Origin of the sequence: Acrocarpospora macrocephala, from assembly GCF_009687865.1 — a bacterium.
GTDB lineage: Bacteria > Actinomycetota > Actinomycetes > Streptosporangiales > Streptosporangiaceae > Acrocarpospora > Acrocarpospora macrocephala.
This window is the reverse complement of the sequence record NZ_BLAE01000033.1, coordinates 138023-155350: the sequence shown is the minus strand read 5'-3', so window position 1 is coordinate 155350 and position 17328 is coordinate 138023. Positions and strand designations below refer to the sequence as shown.

Annotated in this window: 13 protein-coding genes; 1 reads left to right on the top strand and 12 read right to left on the bottom strand. The window is 69.5% G+C overall.

Annotated features, from left to right (window positions below):
- From Amac_RS27125 to Amac_RS27070, 11 genes are all read right to left on the bottom strand, one after another.
- Entirely contained in the window at positions 1–1539 is a 1539-nt protein-coding gene (locus tag Amac_RS27125; protein WP_155357234.1) for a vWA domain-containing protein, read from the bottom strand.
- Entirely contained in the window at positions 1536–2525 is a 990-nt protein-coding gene (locus Amac_RS27120; RefSeq protein ID WP_155357233.1) for a coiled-coil domain-containing protein, read from the bottom strand. The genes Amac_RS27125 and Amac_RS27120 overlap by 4 nt, the downstream gene beginning before the upstream one ends.
- A complete protein-coding gene (locus Amac_RS27115) occupies positions 2522–3949 on the bottom strand; it encodes an acetate and sugar kinases/Hsc70/actin family protein (protein ID WP_155357232.1) in 1428 nt (475 codons plus the stop codon). Before Amac_RS27115 ends, Amac_RS27120 begins: the two co-directional genes overlap by 4 nt.
- Positions 3946–6207 carry a hypothetical protein gene (locus Amac_RS27110; protein WP_155357231.1) on the bottom strand — a complete coding sequence of 754 codons (2262 nt, stop codon included), beginning with the start codon at positions 6205–6207 and terminating at the stop codon, positions 3946–3948. The genes Amac_RS27115 and Amac_RS27110 overlap by 4 nt, the downstream gene beginning before the upstream one ends.
- A complete protein-coding gene (locus Amac_RS27105; RefSeq protein WP_155357230.1) occupies positions 6204–7190 on the bottom strand; it encodes a hypothetical protein in 987 nt (328 codons plus the stop codon). The genes Amac_RS27110 and Amac_RS27105 overlap by 4 nt, the downstream gene beginning before the upstream one ends.
- Positions 7183–9066, bottom strand: coding sequence for a hypothetical protein (locus Amac_RS27100; protein WP_155357229.1), 1884 nt, complete (start codon positions 9064–9066; stop codon positions 7183–7185). Before Amac_RS27100 ends, Amac_RS27105 begins: the two co-directional genes overlap by 8 nt.
- Positions 9063–10862: an AAA family ATPase gene (locus Amac_RS27095; RefSeq protein WP_155357228.1), complete on the bottom strand. Its 1800-nt coding sequence runs from the start codon at positions 10860–10862 to the stop codon at positions 9063–9065. Before Amac_RS27095 ends, Amac_RS27100 begins: the two co-directional genes overlap by 4 nt.
- 18 nt (positions 10863–10880) lie before the next feature.
- On the bottom strand, positions 10881–12035 hold the full coding sequence (locus Amac_RS27090) for a hypothetical protein (protein WP_155357227.1): 1155 nt from the start codon (positions 12033–12035) through the stop codon (positions 10881–10883).
- A complete protein-coding gene (locus Amac_RS27085) occupies positions 12032–12655 on the bottom strand; it encodes a 4Fe-4S single cluster domain-containing protein (RefSeq protein ID WP_155357226.1) in 624 nt (207 codons plus the stop codon). Before Amac_RS27085 ends, Amac_RS27090 begins: the two co-directional genes overlap by 4 nt.
- A 654-nt stretch (positions 12656–13309) precedes the next feature.
- On the bottom strand, positions 13310–13717 hold the full coding sequence (locus Amac_RS27075) for a hypothetical protein (protein WP_155357225.1): 408 nt from the start codon (positions 13715–13717) through the stop codon (positions 13310–13312).
- A gap of 30 nt (positions 13718–13747) precedes the next feature.
- A complete protein-coding gene (locus Amac_RS27070; RefSeq protein WP_155357224.1) occupies positions 13748–15190 on the bottom strand; it encodes a hypothetical protein in 1443 nt (480 codons plus the stop codon).
- A 253-nt stretch (positions 15191–15443) separates the two neighbouring features.
- Here Amac_RS27070 and Amac_RS27065 point away from each other — a divergent pair, with 253 nt between their 5' ends.
- Entirely contained in the window at positions 15444–16637 is a 1194-nt protein-coding gene (locus Amac_RS27065) for a DUF418 domain-containing protein (protein ID WP_155357310.1), read from the top strand.
- Here Amac_RS27065 and Amac_RS27060 read toward each other — a convergent pair.
- A complete protein-coding gene (locus Amac_RS27060) occupies positions 16634–17326 on the bottom strand; it encodes a rhomboid family intramembrane serine protease (protein ID WP_155357223.1) in 693 nt (230 codons plus the stop codon). The genes Amac_RS27065 and Amac_RS27060 overlap by 4 nt on opposite strands.
- Positions 17327–17328: the final 2 nt, after the last annotated feature.

The following is a 17328-nucleotide window of genomic DNA, read 5'->3' as shown; positions in this document are numbered from 1 at the left end:
TCAGAACTGCCCGCTCTGTACGGGTTCGTCCACACCGAGGCCGGAATCCCCGGACCGCTCCTTGTCGTGCTCGGCGAGCCGATGCCGGAACAGCACCCCGTTCACGATGACGCTGCCGCCGGGCGGGCACCGGCCGGTGTCCGTCCGGAGTTCGGACCCGTCCGGCGAGTAGGTGATCACATACCAGCCCTGCGCGAGGTGCACGGTGCCCTTGCCGGGCAGATTCAAGGCGAGGCGGTGTCGCCGCCCGGACAGCTGGGCTACGCCCGTGTCCTTGGTGCCGCCCTCGTCGTTGATCACGATCGACGCCGAGAGGCTGCCGCGCAGGGCGGGATTGCGCCGGAGCCAGAGGGCGGCCGCCAGCGCGGCCCCCAGCAGGAGCAGCGTAGCCACCATGGCGACGGCGATCGCGGGCGCGCGCGATTCCGGCGCGGGAGCGGTCACCGTGAACCGGACCGGCGCGCTGGTCAGGGGTGAGTCCAGGGGGACGTCGATCTCCCGCAGCTCCGCCTCAAACGGCGACGTCACCCGGCCGGTCAGCCGCAGCGTGCCGCCCGGCGGCGGGCTGCCCGGCGGGGCGGCCCAGCTGAGCCGCAGGCGCAGCGGGCACGGCTGGTCCCGGCAGGCGGCGAGATCGAGCCGCTCCGGCAGGCCGTCGGCCTTGACCGGCAGGCCGGTGGACTCCAGTCGCAGGTCTTCCAGTTGCACCGGCAGGTGTCCTACCTCCGAGGTCACGGTCAGGTTCACCTCGGCCCGCCCCGCCGCGTAGTCCAGCCGCGGCTCCCCAGCCGGCCACTGGACGGAGGCGCCCTTGGCGAGGTCGGGGACCAGCAGGAGGCGCGCCTTCGCCGCCCGCGCGTCGGCCTTGGGCCGGTCGAGCAGGGGCCGGATCAGTTCCGGGCTGCCGGCCTCCAGGATCTGCGGATGCGGGAACACGTATCCGAGGGTCGTCGCGCCGTTGCTGGCCCGCAGCTCCATCGCGTACGCGGTCACCTTGGTCAGGGCGGCGGCCCGGTCTTCCAGATCGGACCAGTCCGGGTCGGTGGCGATGCCCGTCCGGGGATACCTGCTCCCGTCGGCCGGGTCGTGCTCGCCGTCGCTGATCAGGACGAGCGCGGCCACCGGTTCCGCGCTCTTCTCGAGTACGCCGACGGCCTCGTACAGCGCCTGACCCAGGTTGGTGTCGGCGCCCGTCGGCGGCGGAGGCGGCAGGCAGCGCAGGATCTCGTCCCGCCGCTCGGCGGGCAGGGGGCCGCTGCCGCACGGGCGTGCCGTCTGGTCGAAGGCGAACACGTAGACCTGGTCGGCCGGGTCCAGCGCGCCGACGAACGCGGTCACGGCGTCCTTGACCCTGCCGTACAGGTTGTCGCGGGCCATCGATCCGGACACGTCGACCATGACGACGTAGAGCGCGGGCACCTGCTGGTCCACGTCGATGGCCTCGTAGAGGGATGACGGGTCCGCGCTCGCCGCCGTACCACCCAGCAGCGGCAGCCCGCACAGGGCGAGCGTCGCGAGTAACCGGCCTGCCGCGCTCATCTGAGGGGTTCCCTGTCGTCGTTCAGCCGCCGGACGCGATGGGCGTCGTCGTAGACGCTCTCGTGTTCGGCGAGCGCGCGGGCGAGGTCGGCGTCGACGGCGGCCAGGTCCTGGTCGATCTTCTCCAGCGCCAGCCGCACCGAGTCGACGCCCGGCACCAGATCCACGCCCGGGACCGCGCCGGACACGTTCGTCAGCGCGTTGACGACGGCGAGGTCGGCGGCGGCGTAGCGCCGCCGGGGTTCCAGCAGGAGGCTCAGCTCGTCCTTGAGCCGCTGGTACCGCTGGGACGCGTCGTCGATCCCGGCCTGCTCGGTCTCGACCTCGGCGGCGAGCTCCCCGCACCGGTCCTGCGCCTCCCGCCGCTCGCGCCGCAGGCCCGCCAGCGTCACCGCGAGCTGATCGGCTTCGGCGATCGCGTCGCGGGTACGCGCCCGCAGGTCATCGAGGTAAGGCAGCACCCGCACGGCGAAGTCACCCGCCGCCGATTCGAGTTCCGTCTCGGCTTTCTCGACCTCCTCCAGCCGGTACGCGGTGAGCGCGTCCCTGGCGGCGAGGAGGCCGGGGAGCGCGTTGGCGAGCTGGCGCAGGCGCTGGTGCTCCGCGACCTCGGCGCGCAGCCGTTCGGCCTGGGCGGCCTGTTCCAGCGTCGCCTCCTTGACCTGCCGCAGCCGGTCCATCTCCTGGCCCAGATGGGCGAGGGTGGCACGCGCCTGGGCCAGGTCGGCCTGGGCTTCGGAGATCGCCGCGACGGCGGTGCGCCCGGCGAACGCCGTGTCCGCCAGGCCCGGCAGCGCGGCGGAGAAGGACGCGACCGGCTCCAGGGCGTCGGTCAGCTGCCGGATCAGGCGGATCGCGGCGGTCTCGTCGCGGCTCGCGGTCTCCGCCATCACCTGCGTCACCCACCGCAGCGTGGCGTGCAGGACGCGCGGCACGGCGTCCGGATCCTCGCCGGCCAGCAGGGATTTGAGTTCGTCGCGGGTCATGCTTTCTCCCGTAGGTCGCCGAGCGGATACGGTGGCCGGTCCTGGGCGTCGCCGATCGGCCTGAAGACCAGGTGGAGGACCCCGTCTCCGGCCATCAGGAGCCCGACGTCGAAATCGCCGGACTCCGGACGGGCGTGATGGGGCACGGTGATCCGCTCGGGCTCGTCGCCGCGATGCACGTCCAGCAGGAGGGGCAGGCCGTCGGGGAGGAACCTGATCGGGGCCGCCGCGAACATCGGGTCCAGGGCGCCCGCGCGCAGCTCGCCTGGCCCGGCGACCATCAGGTGGGCGGCCCGCAGCCGGCCGTCCTGGACGCGGCGGGCCGGCAGCGTGACGCGGTGCGGGAAGCGGTCGCCCGGTTCCGCGAGGCCCTCGGCCACGAAGGCGGCGCCCATCGCGGTGGCGTACATGACCTCCTCGGCCGACAGGTCGAGCAGCAGGCCGAGCCGGGTGCCGGTGGCGATGCCGAAGGCCTGGTGCACGGCCGCGCGCACCGGCGGGAACAGGCTGGCGCCGCCGAGCACGGCCAGCCGCCACGCGCCGCCCGGCTGGAGGCCGGGGTTGCGGGCGCGGAAGCGGGCGATCGTGTGCCCGATGAGGTCGATCAGCGGCCGGGTCGCGGCCAGCGCCCGCGCGACCTCCACCCGGTGGTGGTCGTCGGCGTAGAGCGCGACGTCCGCGTGTGTCGGCTGGTGCCGGTCGTCGAGGACCTCGGCCAGCCAGCTGGGGCTGCGCCGGTGGTAGAGCGCGTCGGTGAGCGCCCGCCGCAGGGGGACCGAGTCGGCGAGCGCCGCCTCGATCTCCAGCCCGGCGTGATCGGCCGGATGCTCGTCGTCGCTTCCGGTCGAGTCGATCACTCGTACGGTCTGGCCGTCGACCGCGCACAGGGTCACGGTGACGCGGCAGGCGCCGACGTCGCAGAGCACCAGGTGCCCGCCCTCGTGGCGCTGGGCCAGGTAGGTGGCCGCGGCGACGTGCTGCCCGATGAGGCGCACCCGGCTGAGGCCCAGATCCTCGGTCAAGATCACGCGCAGCAGCTCGGCGGGAGGCCCGGTGGCCAGCCATCGGGGCGGGACCGCCACCACCAGGGTGTCCAGCCGGCGGATCGTCCCGCTCGTCCGCGCCGAACGCAGGATCCCGTCGACGTAGTCGCGCGTCACCGCCGCCGGGGTCCTGACCGGGGGTGAACCGCCGGGCACCCGGTCGAGCCGCGGCGTGAAGTGCTCGTGCAGCGTCGTGGCCGGGCGGGTGACCGCAGCGAACGCGGACCGGCCGACGACGGCCTCCCCGCCGCCGTACGCCACCGCGACCGGGATCACGCCGTCCGGCTCCGCCACTTCCAGCCGTACGGCCTCCGCGCGCCGGTCACCGGAGCAGGTGGCCAGCTTGGTGTAGGAGGTGCCGAGATCCACGCCGAGGTTCATCCGCGCGCCGCCGCTCTGAGCAGGACCTGATGGTAGAAGTGGAGCTTGCGCCCGGCGTCCGCCAGCTCACCCGGGGCCTTGGCCAGCAGCCAGTCGAGGTAGCCGGTCGCCGTCTCCGAGCCGAGCACGCCCGACCACACCAGGTCGGCGAACCGGATGTAGTGATCCCACCAGGCCGCCGCGTCCAGCTGGAACGCCAGCCGCCACAGAAGCTCGTCGAGTTCCTCCATCCGGTTCACCCGGGGCCAGGCGGCCAGCAACGGGAGAACCTCGGTCTCCGGCATGCCATGGGTGATCGCCTCCGCGCAGCGGGACGCCGCCTCCAGCGGTTCGGGATCGCGCCCGAGCGCCTTCCGCAGCCACTTCCGATGAGACTTGCCGAGAGACGCGCCCTTCGTGCTCCAATACGAGGGGTCGATGCTCGGATCGTCGAGCCAGGCGGTGTTGTCCCGGCTGTCCAGCTCCCGCAGGAGGACGTCGTCGGTCACGTGGGGCAGCGCCTTGGCCCATTTCCCCGAGCGGGCGAGTAACTCGTCGATCAGCTGGGCGGCCAGCCGCGGCCGGATCTCGTCGAAGACCTTGTCGTGCCACAGGCCCGTCAGCGTGTTCAGATACTGCTCGGCCGACGACCGGTCCACCCGGTCGGGGAGCACGGGCGTACGGCCGAGAACCAGGAGCGCCAGGTCGCACCAAGGCCTGTCGCTTCTGGCGGTGAAGATGCCGGCGATCCGGACGCGGGCGGTTTCCGGAAGGACCGCTGGGTGGATGAGCAACGGCCAGACCGCCGGGAGCAGCGTGGGCAGGTCCGGCGTTCGCTCGATCAAGAGCACCAGCCCAGCCGGGCCGTGATCGAGCATGGCGCGCACGTCGGTGGGGGTGGGAGTCCGGAGGCCGCGCAGCGGGGACAGCCATCCGGGTGTGTTCCCGGCGGTCAGCCACGACAGCCAGGCGGCGGACCTGGGCACCTGGCCGAAGGCGAGCCGTTCGAGCAGGGCGTCGACCGGTCCCGCCAGCACCGCCTCGCGGGTCTGGGGCAGGGCTTGCGGGCCGGGGGCGTCGCAGCTCAGCAGCACCTCGACGCTCGCGGTCCGGCGTACGACGATCGCCAGCATCCGGTCCAGGTCCCCGTGCCGGTCCGCCAGGTCGATGAACGCGGGGAGCGGCAGTTCCGGGCTGTCCGCGATCGCCTCGGCGATGAGCTGGTGGGTGGTGGCATCCCAGTGGCGATCCACCAGGTCCCGCTCCTCCTGATCGCCGGAGTGGATCGCCGCGCGGACCAGATCGGGGGCCAGGGACACCCGATCGCCGCTCGCCGCCCTGCCGGGCCGGAGGCGGGACGCCCACCCGCGGGGCCGCCCGCCGCTGCGATAGGACCTCAGGACGGGGGTGACCTGCCCGAGCAGCTGGACGGCGGCCAGCGCCGCCGCCGGATCGGCGAGGTCGTAGGGCCGCCGGTCATCGGCCAGGTGGGTGACGATGTCGAGGGTGCCGGCCTCCTCCCCGGCGGCGAGCAGGTCGGCGAGATACCGGCGCGCGGGCTCCCCCTGGGGCTCGGCCCCGTCCGACCCGGGCTCGACCGGAACCATGTCGTTTCCCGGACGGGTGCTGAACGACAGGCGGATCCGATGCGGGACGGCGTTGTCGGTCCACCCGGCGGCGTTCAGGCGGGCCCGGTAACCGTAGGGCAGCAGCGCGGCGATCGCGTCCAGGCAGTCGAGCCGTTCCGTGAGCGTACGGGCCTGCGCGCCCTCCACGACGCACACCCGTGCCTCAAGCAGCATCGACGCGACCGAGGCGACCCAGCGAAGACCAAGGCCGTCGATCAGCTGGGCGACGCGCCCCAGATCCATCGGCTCCGGAACCAGCGTCAGCGGCGGGCCGTCCGCCGACGGCAGCGGCACCGCCGCCACGGCGGCGTACAAGCCGGCGTATCCGGCGCGCAGCGGCGCGATCTCCTGGTACGGCATGCAGTAGAACCGCACCGGAGTGATGCGCGCCCTGGTCCCGTCCACTTCATTCGACGACTCCAGCAGCGAGACGCTCAGCCACTCGTGCTCATCCTCGAAGCAGAAGAAGGTCGCCCAGGGCAGTTGCGGCTGGTCACCGGCGGCCGTCCGGGGTTTGCCCGGCATGGCCGCGCGCACCAGCGCGGTGAGCCCCTCGTGGCTCTCCGGCCCACCACTGGCGCGCACGCTCGCCTCGTCCCAGTCGCCGGGCACCTTGGTGTAGAGCGCCCAGCCGGCGTTCACCGAGGTCATGGCGCACCTAGCGATCCGGCTCTGATCCGCTCAGCCAGCCACAGGAACGGTTCAAGCACGTTGATCGGGCGAATCTGGTCGGCGATCCGAGGCGGGCCGTCGGAGGCGGGCGTGATGTTGTCGAAGTCGGAGGGATCGAAATCACCATGTTCGTCGAGCGCGAAGCCGATCGCCGAGGTGACGAAATAGGCGATCCTTGTGTTGTCGAAGTGCGCCACGAGGGCCTCCCGCACCTTACGTGCGCTGTCCTGGTTGGGCTGGCGGCTCAGCCACTCGAAGAACAGCGGCGCCAGCGAATCCTTCACGATCGGCATGCGGTCGCCGTCATCGGACTGCGTGCCCCACATCCCCCTGCGGGCCTGGTGGAACACGATCGGATCGTCGAATTTGGTCACGCACACCGCGACGGCGTGGGGCAGCTTGCTGCCGTCGACCAGCCGTTGAGATTCCACCTTCTGCGCGACGAGGCCCAGCGTTTCCTGCAGGAAGGTGTACGAATCACCCACCTCCCTTTCGCGAACCGGATCGTAGATGTAGAGCAACCCGTTGCACGCGGCGAGGTGTTCGACGAACTTGTCCCGGGCTTCGTCCACCTCTTTCTGCGTCATCGTCGGCCCGCCGGGCGTGCTCTTCACGCTGGCGGCTGAGTCCCAGGAGTTTGAGGCCGTCGAGTCCGAGGCGATCGATGAGCCTTTGAACCAGCCGCCGGGCACGTCCTGCAGCGAAACGGTGAAACCAGGTCCGGCGGGAGGGTGGAATTCCCAGCTGAGCGGCCGCGCCATATCTGTCGGTTCGGGGAACAACCCATCCTGGTCGAGCATGTTCGTGTGTTCGGCGAGAAAACGCTCCGCTTCGGCCGCGTCCGCGCCAACCCCGTTGATCCTCCACCCGCGGGCGTGCGCGGCGATGCGCAGACAGGACAACACCGTCGATTTCCCGCTGCGAGGCGCGCCCCACAAGCCGATCGTGACCGGATCAGCCATGATCATGTTCCTTTCCCGCGGCGAGCGCGAACGGGAAGCCCCGGTCGGCCTCCGAGAGCGACAACCCCGCCGCGTGCAGGGCGGCCGGTGCGCCGAAATCGCCGGGCCCGAACACCGCGTCGCCCGCAAGAGCCGCCCAGACCCGATCGGCGTGCCTGGTCGCGGCCGCCGCGTAGAGGCCCTCCCATTGGGTGGGCTCCACGATCGCGACACACCGGACGCCCTGGTCGCGCAGCTTCCGCACCTGTTCCGACCAGTCGATCGGGCAGCTCGCCACGCCGTCGGCCGGGCTGCCCGCCGCGCGATGCGCGGGTCTGGCGCCCGCGAAGACCGCGACCCGGTGACTGCCCGGCCGCCACCGGTAGGTGGTCAGCGCTTTCAGCGCGTCCTCGAGAGCGGTGGCGTACGCGTGCGCCACCCCCGAGCTCGCGCGGAGCCCTCGCAGGGTCTTCATGGCCGCCGCAGGTTCGCTGAGCGGGACCGAGACGACCGGGTCGGTGGACGGCCCCCGATGCCGTCGCTGGCTGAGCGGGTGGTCGGCGTAGGACAGCACGCCGACCTTCAGGACGTCGCGGCCCGGGTGATCGCCCAGCGCGGCCGTCACCAGGTCACCGAGCCGGGTGACCCGCGCGGCGACGACGTCGCCGGAGTTGCCGCCGAGTTCGACCGCGCAGACCAGGTCGATCACGCGGGGTGCGCTCAGCCGGCGGGGCAACGCGCGCCGCAGCTGCTCCCAGCCGCGCCGGTCGTCCACGGGCTCGCTGGGGGCGACCACCCGGGGGTGGCCGGGCTCCGGCAACTCGACGCGTACCCGCATCAGGCTGTCGGGCGCGGGTACGGGCACCCGCACCGCCCGGACGAGCCGCCACCCGGCCGGATCGCCGGCCGGGGCGATCACGATCGGCAGGGTGACGGCGGGCACCGGAACCGGCGGGGTCAGAATGTCGACCTCCGCCGTCCTGACCTCGCCGTTGCCGCGCTGCCCGGCGGGAAAGAGCCGGATCGTGACCGGGTCGTACTCGCCGGTGCCCGGCTCGGCGCGGGCCACCACGAGGTGGTACGGGTACCGGAGCGGGCTGCGCGCGACGATCTCCCGGATGGTCTCCGCGAACGGCACCCCGGGAAACGGCCGGGGAACGGCCAGGACCTCCGCCAGGACACGATGCTTGAGCCGGATCCTGCGGGTGATCGCCTCCAGGACGGGCCAGCCTGGAGTGCGCTGGATCAGGACCAGGCCGGAACCGGCCGGGATCCGCTCGGCGGCCAGGTCGCCCAGCGCGTCGACATCGATCGCGGGCAGGTTGCCCACTCCACCCGCGAGGAAGAAGTGCCGGATCGGCGCGTCGGCCGGGAGAGCGGGCGCGAGCTCCGCCCAGGACAGCTGCCACCCGGGCGTGACCTGACCCACCGCCCCCAACTCGTCTACTGCCAGGTCAACGCCACAGAGCGTGTCAGGCGAGAGCTCCACGAAGGTCACCGCGCTCAAGGCGCCACCGGCCAGGTCGGCGACGACGCCCGCGACGCCGGAGGTATCCGCCGGGGCGGGCCCGCCGTCCGCCGGTAGCTCCGCCCACGCCAACCTGGCCAGGCGGCTCAACTCGTCGTCTTCCGGAGGGCCGCCCCTGACCTGGCCCATCACCGCCTCAGCCAGGTCCGCGTCAGTGATCTCGCAGAGCTGGAACACCCGTTGCGCGGCAAGCACGTCACGCTGCCTGCGCGCCCCGATCAGCTTCTCCTCGAACGCGGCCAGTTCGGCCTCGGACGGTTCCCCCGCCAGATACGGCCCCGTGAGAAGCCACGCGCATTCGGCGCAAGCCAGCTCGGCCGCGGTCGCGGGCGGGCTCGGAAACCGGCAGACCGGACAGGCGACCATCATGCGGCCTCCTCCGGGAGGTCTCCGGGTCGCAACGGCTCGGCCCGGTTCCGCTTGGTGCGCAACGCCCAGCGCGCGGCCAGATGGCTGGCCAGCTCGCGCATCTCGCGGGCGTTGCCCCAGGTCTTCGGGTTACGGCGGTCGTACATCCGGCGGATGTGCTCGGCGAGGAGGGGCTCAAGCTCGGGAGAGATCGTCAGATTGCGCTCGGCCAGCATGCCGTGCGCGATCTCCACCAGCTGCTCAGGCGTGTAGTCGGGGAATTCGATGATGTTCTGCCTGCTGAACCGGCTGATGAGACCGGCGTTGGAGGCCAGGAACATGTTCATGTCCTCGGTGTATCCCGCGACGATCACGGCAAGGCGATGCCGTTCATCCTCCATTCGGAGCACCAGCTCGTTGATCGCCTCCGGACCGTATTCGCGGGTGTTCGCGATCGCGTACGCCTCGTCGATGAACAGCACCCCGTCGAGGGCGTTGTCCACGGCCGCGTCGGTCATGGCCACCGTGTTGCCGAGATACGGCGCCACGATCTCGGAGCCTCGCACGGCATGGAGGTGGCCGCGTTCCAGCAGGCCGAAGTCCCGGTAGATCTCGCCGACGAGCCTGGCCGCGGTGGTCTTGCCGGTGCCGGGATTGCCGACGAACGCCAGGTGCAACGTCTCCGCCTGTCCCGCCGAATCGCCGTCAGGCTCGCGGGCGACGGCCCGGAACAGCTCCAGCCGCTCCCGCAACGGCTCCATGCCGACCAGCTTGTCGAGTTCCTGCCAGGGACTCAGGCCGCTCGGCAGGCCGTCGATGAGCTGCTCCGCCTTGAGGATCTCGCCGGTGAGCGCATCCCCTCGACTGGCGATCCGGGTCAGCGCGGCGTGCCAGTTCCGCACGGTCTCTCCCGGCCGGGCCGCCATCGCCGCGATCAGGCGGTCCAGGTTCGGCCAGTCCACGGCGAGCCCATGGCGCAGCCGCGCCACCTGCACGAGCCTGGCCATCTCCGAACGCTCGGCGAGGCCGACCGTGCCGACGCTCCGGCGGCCTCTGCGTACGCGCTGCCGCTCAAGGAATGACACCAGGACATCGGTGTCGCGGACATCGACCACTTTCCTGATGGCATCGGTGAGATTGGGCGCGGCGAAGACGAGGACGCAGACATTGCGCTGCGAGGCCGCGCTGCGCGCCCACTCGCCCAGGTAGTCGGCGAGTTCCCGATGCGCCGCGGGCTGGAGGTGCCGCAGATAGTCCTCCGTCCACAGGATGACGACCGCGCTCCGCACGGACGTGTCCCGCATGAAGGCGTTGAGCGTCTGGACCAGGCTCAGATCCAGCATGCGCGGCGGGCGGCGGGGCGGGGCCGATCTCGCCGGCAGACCCCCACCCAACGGCCCGGACTGACCGACGCCGGCCCGGGAAGCCGCACTACCCGACAAACCGCCGCCGAGCGGTCCGGACTGACCGACGGCATCACGACCGGCCCGGGAAGCCGTACCACCTGGCAGACCGCCGCCCAGCGGCCCGGACTGACCGGCGGCGGCGCGGCCGGCCCGGGAGGCTGTGCCACCGGGGACGGCCGACTCGGCCGAGGCCTCGTCCATGAAGTAGAGCGGATCGCCGTGGCGGCTGAAGGCGACGCGTTCGAAGCCGGAGTCGCGCAAGTGCTCCCACAGTGCGGTCTCCAGGGAACGTTCCCGGTAGTCGGCGCAGACGAATCGATCCTGAACGCCCGGGCCGCACAGGATGTAGAGGGCGTCGCCCGAATCGAGGTTGATCGCGTTCGCCAGCCGGGCGGTCGACCACGGCTTCACCGAGGCTGCCACCTGCGCCTAGCCCAGACCCGGTTCTGGCCTGCGCCGGCCGGTGCCCTCGTCGCGTGATGGCAGCCGTTCGACGCTGGTGCCCTGGTCGTTCAGGTATTCGACGAGCGCTTCGGCCCGCTGGATGCGGATCTCGTCGGAGCTGCCGTCCTCGTAGCTGTTCAGCAGCATTTCCACGGAATTGGGATCATGCTCGTCGGGCACCAGCGAGACCACGATCCGGTCACCCGCCACATTCTCCAGAATGCCGACGTATGTCCCTTGGTAGTCGTTGTCGACGAAGCCGCCTTCCACGTAGCCGTAGCCCTGAGTGAGCAGCTGCTCGGCGATGTCGGCCATCCGCTCCGCCCGGCGTTCGGCGGCCACCACCCGGCGGATGGCCGTTTCCACCAGGTCACGTGCGGTCGTGCCCAGCTCGGGGATGTCGTTGGCGAGGATGGCGTCCAGGCGGGCCCTGCCGGGAGCCCGGCGATCGTCCGCGATCTCGGCCAGCAGCGTGTCGACCGCCGCGCGGAGTTTGCCGAACGTGCCAGCCACCCAGCCGTCGACCTCGAAGGGCGCGCCGATCGGCGCACCGTGCTCGTCTTTGAGCTGGTAGCTGGCGTTCTCCCGGCAGAACGTGGCCACCGCGGTGAGCGCGTCCAGCGCGGCCTCGCGCTGCACCTGCCACTCGGCGAGCCGCGCCTCCGCCTTGACCTGGAGCGTGGTCAGCTCCCGGTATGCGGACTGCGCGGTGGAGAGGGCGGCTTCGGGCCAGTTGGTGGCGATGCTCTCCCTCGCCAGGCTGAGCGCGTGGTCGGGCTGGCTGAGCGGCGTCAGGTCGGCGGTCGCGATCCGCTCCAGCGGCAGCCCCGCGACCGCGTCGCGAATCTTCACCGCGCCTTCGATCCAGATGGCCGCCGCGGCGGCGGCTCTGGCCTTGTCCTGCTTGATCTCGCGGACGTCGGCTTCGACCCGCCCGACGCGCTTGTCGAACTCGGCGTGCACCGCGTTGATCTGTGACTGCAACCGGGTCTCCACCGCTTTGATCTTCCGTTGGGTCTCGGCCCGCAGGTCGCTCACCCGCTGGGACAACGTGTCGTAGGAACGTTGCAGGCCCGCGACGCTGGAGGTCAGGCCCACCCACTCGGATTCCCGGAGTCTGTACCGCTTGTCGCCGCTCATCGATCTCCCTCGTTCGGTGCGACCCGGGCGGGCCACACATGATCAAGCGCGGGCAGCAGCCCGAGCGGCGGGACCCCGACCAGCCGGAGCACGGAATCGCTCAGCTGGATCTCCGCCTCGCGCGGTCGCCCTTCGAAGTCGTAGTCACTGTCGCGGAGTCGCCGGGTCAGATGGTGAACACGTTGATTGGCGCTGCCGCGCAACCCTCTGCCGTCGTTGAGGGCGGGCCGGTAACGGCCGTCGATCAAGACGTCGACTTCGCTGAGAAGCTCCTCGGCTCCGTCCGGTCGCCGCTCGCCGTGAAGTTCCGCCAATGTGTAACCAGAGAAGCAGATCAGCGATAAGTCCCGCTGCTGCCTGGCGGTCCGAATTGTCGCCGCGAGGCCTTTAGCCTGTGTCATCGGCTCTCCGCCGGAGAAGGTGAATCCCGTGACATCGGGTTGTGACAGCAGGCGGCGCGCGAGTTCCCCGGGGTGAAACATGGTCGCCGGACGGTACTCCAGCCATTCCGGGGAGACGCACTCACGGCAGCGGAAAGGACATCCCTGCACCCAGACGACGGCACGTAACCCTGGCCCCAGCGCTCGGGTAGCCTGGCACACCTCGGCGACATTGATCATGTCCGCCAAATCGTTCGGTGGAACATTTCGGGGCGAGTCTGTCCGTGCCATCGCATTCCCCGCATGGAGCTTGCCTGTGGACCAATATAGGACTCTCCTGGCAATCTACACGAGTCCCTCCTGGTACGCGCAAACCCCAGACCGCTACCGGAATAACGGCAGGAACCTTTCAAGCAGGTAAACAATTCTGTGGGGTTGGCGGAAAAGAAAATCGGACTTCTCGTAAGAGAAGCGGCACAGGGTCGTGAAACGCCGACCTCGTCGTTCGGGTGCGCGGACTTCACCCCCGGTTGCTCGGGGTACGCGGGTCAACTCCTGGAACCAGGGCTGGCCGATCGGTGTGTTCCAGTTCGTGAAGTCCGCCAAATGGCGCATCGGCGAGGAAGCCGCCCTGCGCGCCCTCGGCGAACTCGGCCCACCCGTTACCTGGCCCGAACTCGGTGAAGTCCTCGCCCCCCGCCGAAGGCGGAATCATCCAGGGATGCCCGGTGACGGTCACCGAGTGGGGACCTGGAGACCGCTTGCCGGGGATGGGAGGTGTCGGCCAGATGACCGAGCAGGGCGTTGGAGCCGCGACGGCCGAGCGTGAACGTGGTCGGCATGGACAGGGCCGCGAGGACATGATTTGGAGCACTTCCCGGGGGACTCATGGGCCTACTCGGAAGCACGGAAATACCGCTCATGAATTCTGCTGATGGTTTTGGACACCACCGCGTCCGCAAGCCGGACATCGATTCCTTCCGCCACGGCCATGGCGACGACCTCGCGACGTAGCTGTTCTATGTCGATCGACGACGCGTCCGCGCGGACAAGCGCACCAGGTTGAGCCAGGTCAGCGATGGCGGCCTCGGTGTCGCGGCGAGAGCGCAGATCCTGATATTTGTCGTACAGGTGCTTACCCAGGAACCCGGTGACCACAGGGATGACAATTTTGACTGCCACGAAGGCTAGAATTGTTTCGAGGCCTGGTATGGATAAGCCGGTCTCGTCATCCTCCACGGCCAGGTCCGCCTGAGTTTCAGCGATCTCAGCGTTGACAGCGTCTATGTCCAGTGTTCGCAAGCTGGATTCTCCAGTCTGATCGTGAAGTTGTTACTGCAAGATGTTGAACCCATTGACCTCGAGCTGGACACGGACGTGGCAGCCAGGAGCTTCAGGCAGCAAACGAAGATTATCGATGCCATGGCGGCAGGTATTCTGCGCCGAGCCGCACAGGCTACGGGTGGCAAGGGGGCAGCGAAATCGCCCAGAATCGAGCATCGCTGTGACCAGCTCGTAGTGGACGGCATCGAGCGCGGCATCGACTTGCAGCATCGTTTGTTCGGTCGGCTGAATGATGGTGTCGCCGAACCAGACCTGATGGCCACCCTGTGCGCCATGAAGCAGCACCGGAATACCTGCCATGGTGGCTTCCATAACCGACTTTCGAGCGATGATCGGTTTTACTTCAGCTCGATACCGGGCTGAGGCCAGGCGTGTGGCAAGCACGCGGTTATCGCCCCGATGATTATCATTCGTGTAGTGCTCGACCCAGCCGGCATAGATCTCCCGCGCCTTGGGGTAATCGAAAGAGATTCGCTCAAGCAGAACATCTTCAGCGGCTTCCAAGTCGTCCGAACTAAAAGCATGTTCGATGGCCCGGCGCCCAGTGAGATCAAGCCCCGCAAGCGCGCGGGCGAGACGGAAGAACTTGACGCCGGGCTCGAAGTTCGTACGATCGACTCCATGCTTTTCAAACCACTCCGGGCAGGGATGGGCACAGGAGAGGTCGATAAGAAAGGTAAAAAGATCGAAGGCGGAACGAGGCTGCCAATCGGGATCGTCTGGAAGGTCTGGATATCCACCGACAAAGGCCTGCATAGTTGCTTGATATACAGGGGCGGGATTCATCTCAAAGATATCCCACATGCCACTGTGAGCGTAGATGAGTTCACGGGCCTCCGCAGTCGCCTGTGAGGCGAGTATAGTGCCATAAACTGTTGCTGCCGCCTCGCCCTCAAGTATGCTTTCCGGCAACAAAAACTCGTACTGCTCTGGCTGAACTTCTACGCCAAGTTCGAGAGCAAGAATAGCGGCTATCTTTTGGTGGCGAGACGCAGGTACATCACTGTTGTGCAGAAAAATAAGCTTCTCGAGTAAAAAATCTTCGTAGACGAACCATGCGTATTCAAGGTCACCATTCGTCGCCTCGTCTTCGTCGTGCCGGGCGAAGGGAAACGCCAGGTCCGTGCGCGAGACCGGTACTCGCAGGCTGAGCAGGCAATCAGGTATATGGCGGCGGCGGACGTTGTCATCCCAGTGGCCGACTCCCGTGCCCAGATCCTGCTGATAGTGCACAATCTCGTGCATGAAAGCTAAGCTCTCACGCACCTCGGCATTGCTCTGCCAAGCGAACTGTCCAAAGGACTCATGCTGTAGCTCTTGAAATAGAGTCTGATTGCGGACCGGAGCACCCTTGAAGAAGACAATCAACGAACCCCATCTGTACCGGGCGGCTCCGAGCGGAAGCGAGAGATCCGTCTCCGTCAATCCCATCAGCTCCTTCGACGGGGCAGCCTGGACGAAAGTCTAGTCTGCGGTATGGAACGGTTCAATCGGTGCAGAACAAACTCCACGCCGCCCTCGGCCACATGCGCGCTCAAGCCGAGGTCTTCAGCGCCCCGCCGGCCACCAGGCCTCGATCCCGCGCATGACCGGCGTTCATTACCCAGCGCACTGGCGGACGTGCCGATTGCCGCACAAATGGCGTATTCACGCCAAAACCATAGGAAAGTTACGCGTGCGGATCATGCTGGTGAGCGTGACCACGCTGCCTCGGGATCCTTCCCCGTCCCTGTCGCCCCTCGTGCGGCGCGTCGTCGAAGTGGACATGCTTCGCGGGTTCGCGCTCTTCGGCATCCTCGTCGTCAACATCTCCTACATGGCCTCGCCGTACGGCACGTTCGGCCTGCCCGACCCCGACTTCACCCGAGCGGTGGACGACGCCGCCCGGCTGGTCGGCGAGACGCTCTTCGTCGACAAGTTCTACCTGCTGTTCGCCTTCCTGTTCGGCTACTCCTTCACCTTCCAGGCGGAGCGGGCGGGCGCGTCGGTGGTGCGGCGGTCGCTGCGCCGGTACGGGGCGCTGTTCCTGCTGGGCGCCTTCCACGCGGTGGTGCTGTGGCGCGGGGACATCCTGACCGTGTACGCCGTGCTGGGCCTGGTGCTGCTGGCGGCACGCCGGGCCAGGCCGCGCACCGCGGTGAAGGCGGCCGTCATCCTGCTGGCCGTGCTCGTGGCGTTCTACGCGCTGCTGGCGGGGTTCAGCTTCTGGGCGGAGTCGGTGGGCCGGAACACCTCGATCAACGTGTTCGACGACCCGAGCCAGATGATCGCGGCCTACCGGGGCGGCCCGCTGGATGTGATCGGCGAGAACCTGGCCCTGCTGCCGGGGATGCTCAGCGGGATCTGGTTCATGCAGGCGGGCAGCGCGATGGCCATGTTCCTGTTCGGCTTCGCCGCCGGGCAGGTGCGGCTGCTGGAGGACGTGCCCCGGCGGTGGCTCGTCCGGGCGCAATGGCTGGGGTTCACCGCCGGGCTGGCCGGTTCCCTCGCGGTCGGCGTCACCCACCTGGTGGACCACAGCGGCAGCGGCGCCCTGCTGGCGCTCGACCTGACGGTGACGACCGCCACCGCGCCCCTGCTGGCCGCCGCCTACGCGGCCACCCTGCTGCGGATCAGCAACGCCCGCCCGGGGATCGCCCGGGCCCTGGCTCCGGCCGGCCGCCTGTCGGCCAGCAACTACCTCGGCCAGTCGGCGCTGATGGCCCTGCTGTTCACCGGCTACGGCCTGGCCCTGTTCGCGAAGGCCTCCCCGCCGCTGCTGCTCGGCATCGCCGCCGCCGTGTTCGCCGGCCAGCTACTCCTCAGCGCCTGGTGGACGCGGAGCCACCGGTACGGCCCTGCCGAGTGGTGGCTCCGCACTCTCACCCACGGTCGTTAGAAGAACTGCCGCGCCACGGCCAGCGCCACCAGCAGCACGGCCGTGGCCGCGGTGACCGCGAGCCGGGCCCGGCCGAAGCCGAGCGCGAGGACCGTGCCCACCAGCAGACCGCCCGCGTGCGCGGCGATGGACATCCCGGGGACCGCGAACGTGGCCACCAGCCCGACGCCGAGCAGGACCAGCGGCAGGGTCGTGTTCGCCCGGGCCCGCAGGCTGACCACCAGCAGCGCCGCGATCAGGCCGAACACCGCGCCGGACGCGCCCGCGGTGAGCACCTCGGGGTCGAAGTAGTAGACGGCCACCGCCGCGCCGAGCCCCGACAGCAGGTAGACGGTCAGCACCGTCCCCGATCCGGCCAGCGGTTCCAGGCGGCGCGCGGCCAGCCAGAGCAGCAGCAGGTTGGCCAGCAGGTGCAGCACGCCGTAGTGCAGGAACATGCTGGTGAGCAGCCGCCAGTACGCGCCGTCCTGGATGGCGGGGCCGTTCAGCTCACCCCACTCGTGCAGCGGGCTGACGCCATCGTAGAAGACGGCGGCGAGGTCGAACCCGTCCCTGACGACGATCATGACGCTGGCGATCACCGCGGCGGCGACGTTGACGGCGATCAGGGCGGTGAGCGCGTGACGCCGCCCGGCTTGGGTCGCTGGCGGGGCGGGGGAGGTGACGGCTCGGATCTGGTCGTTGCTCATGG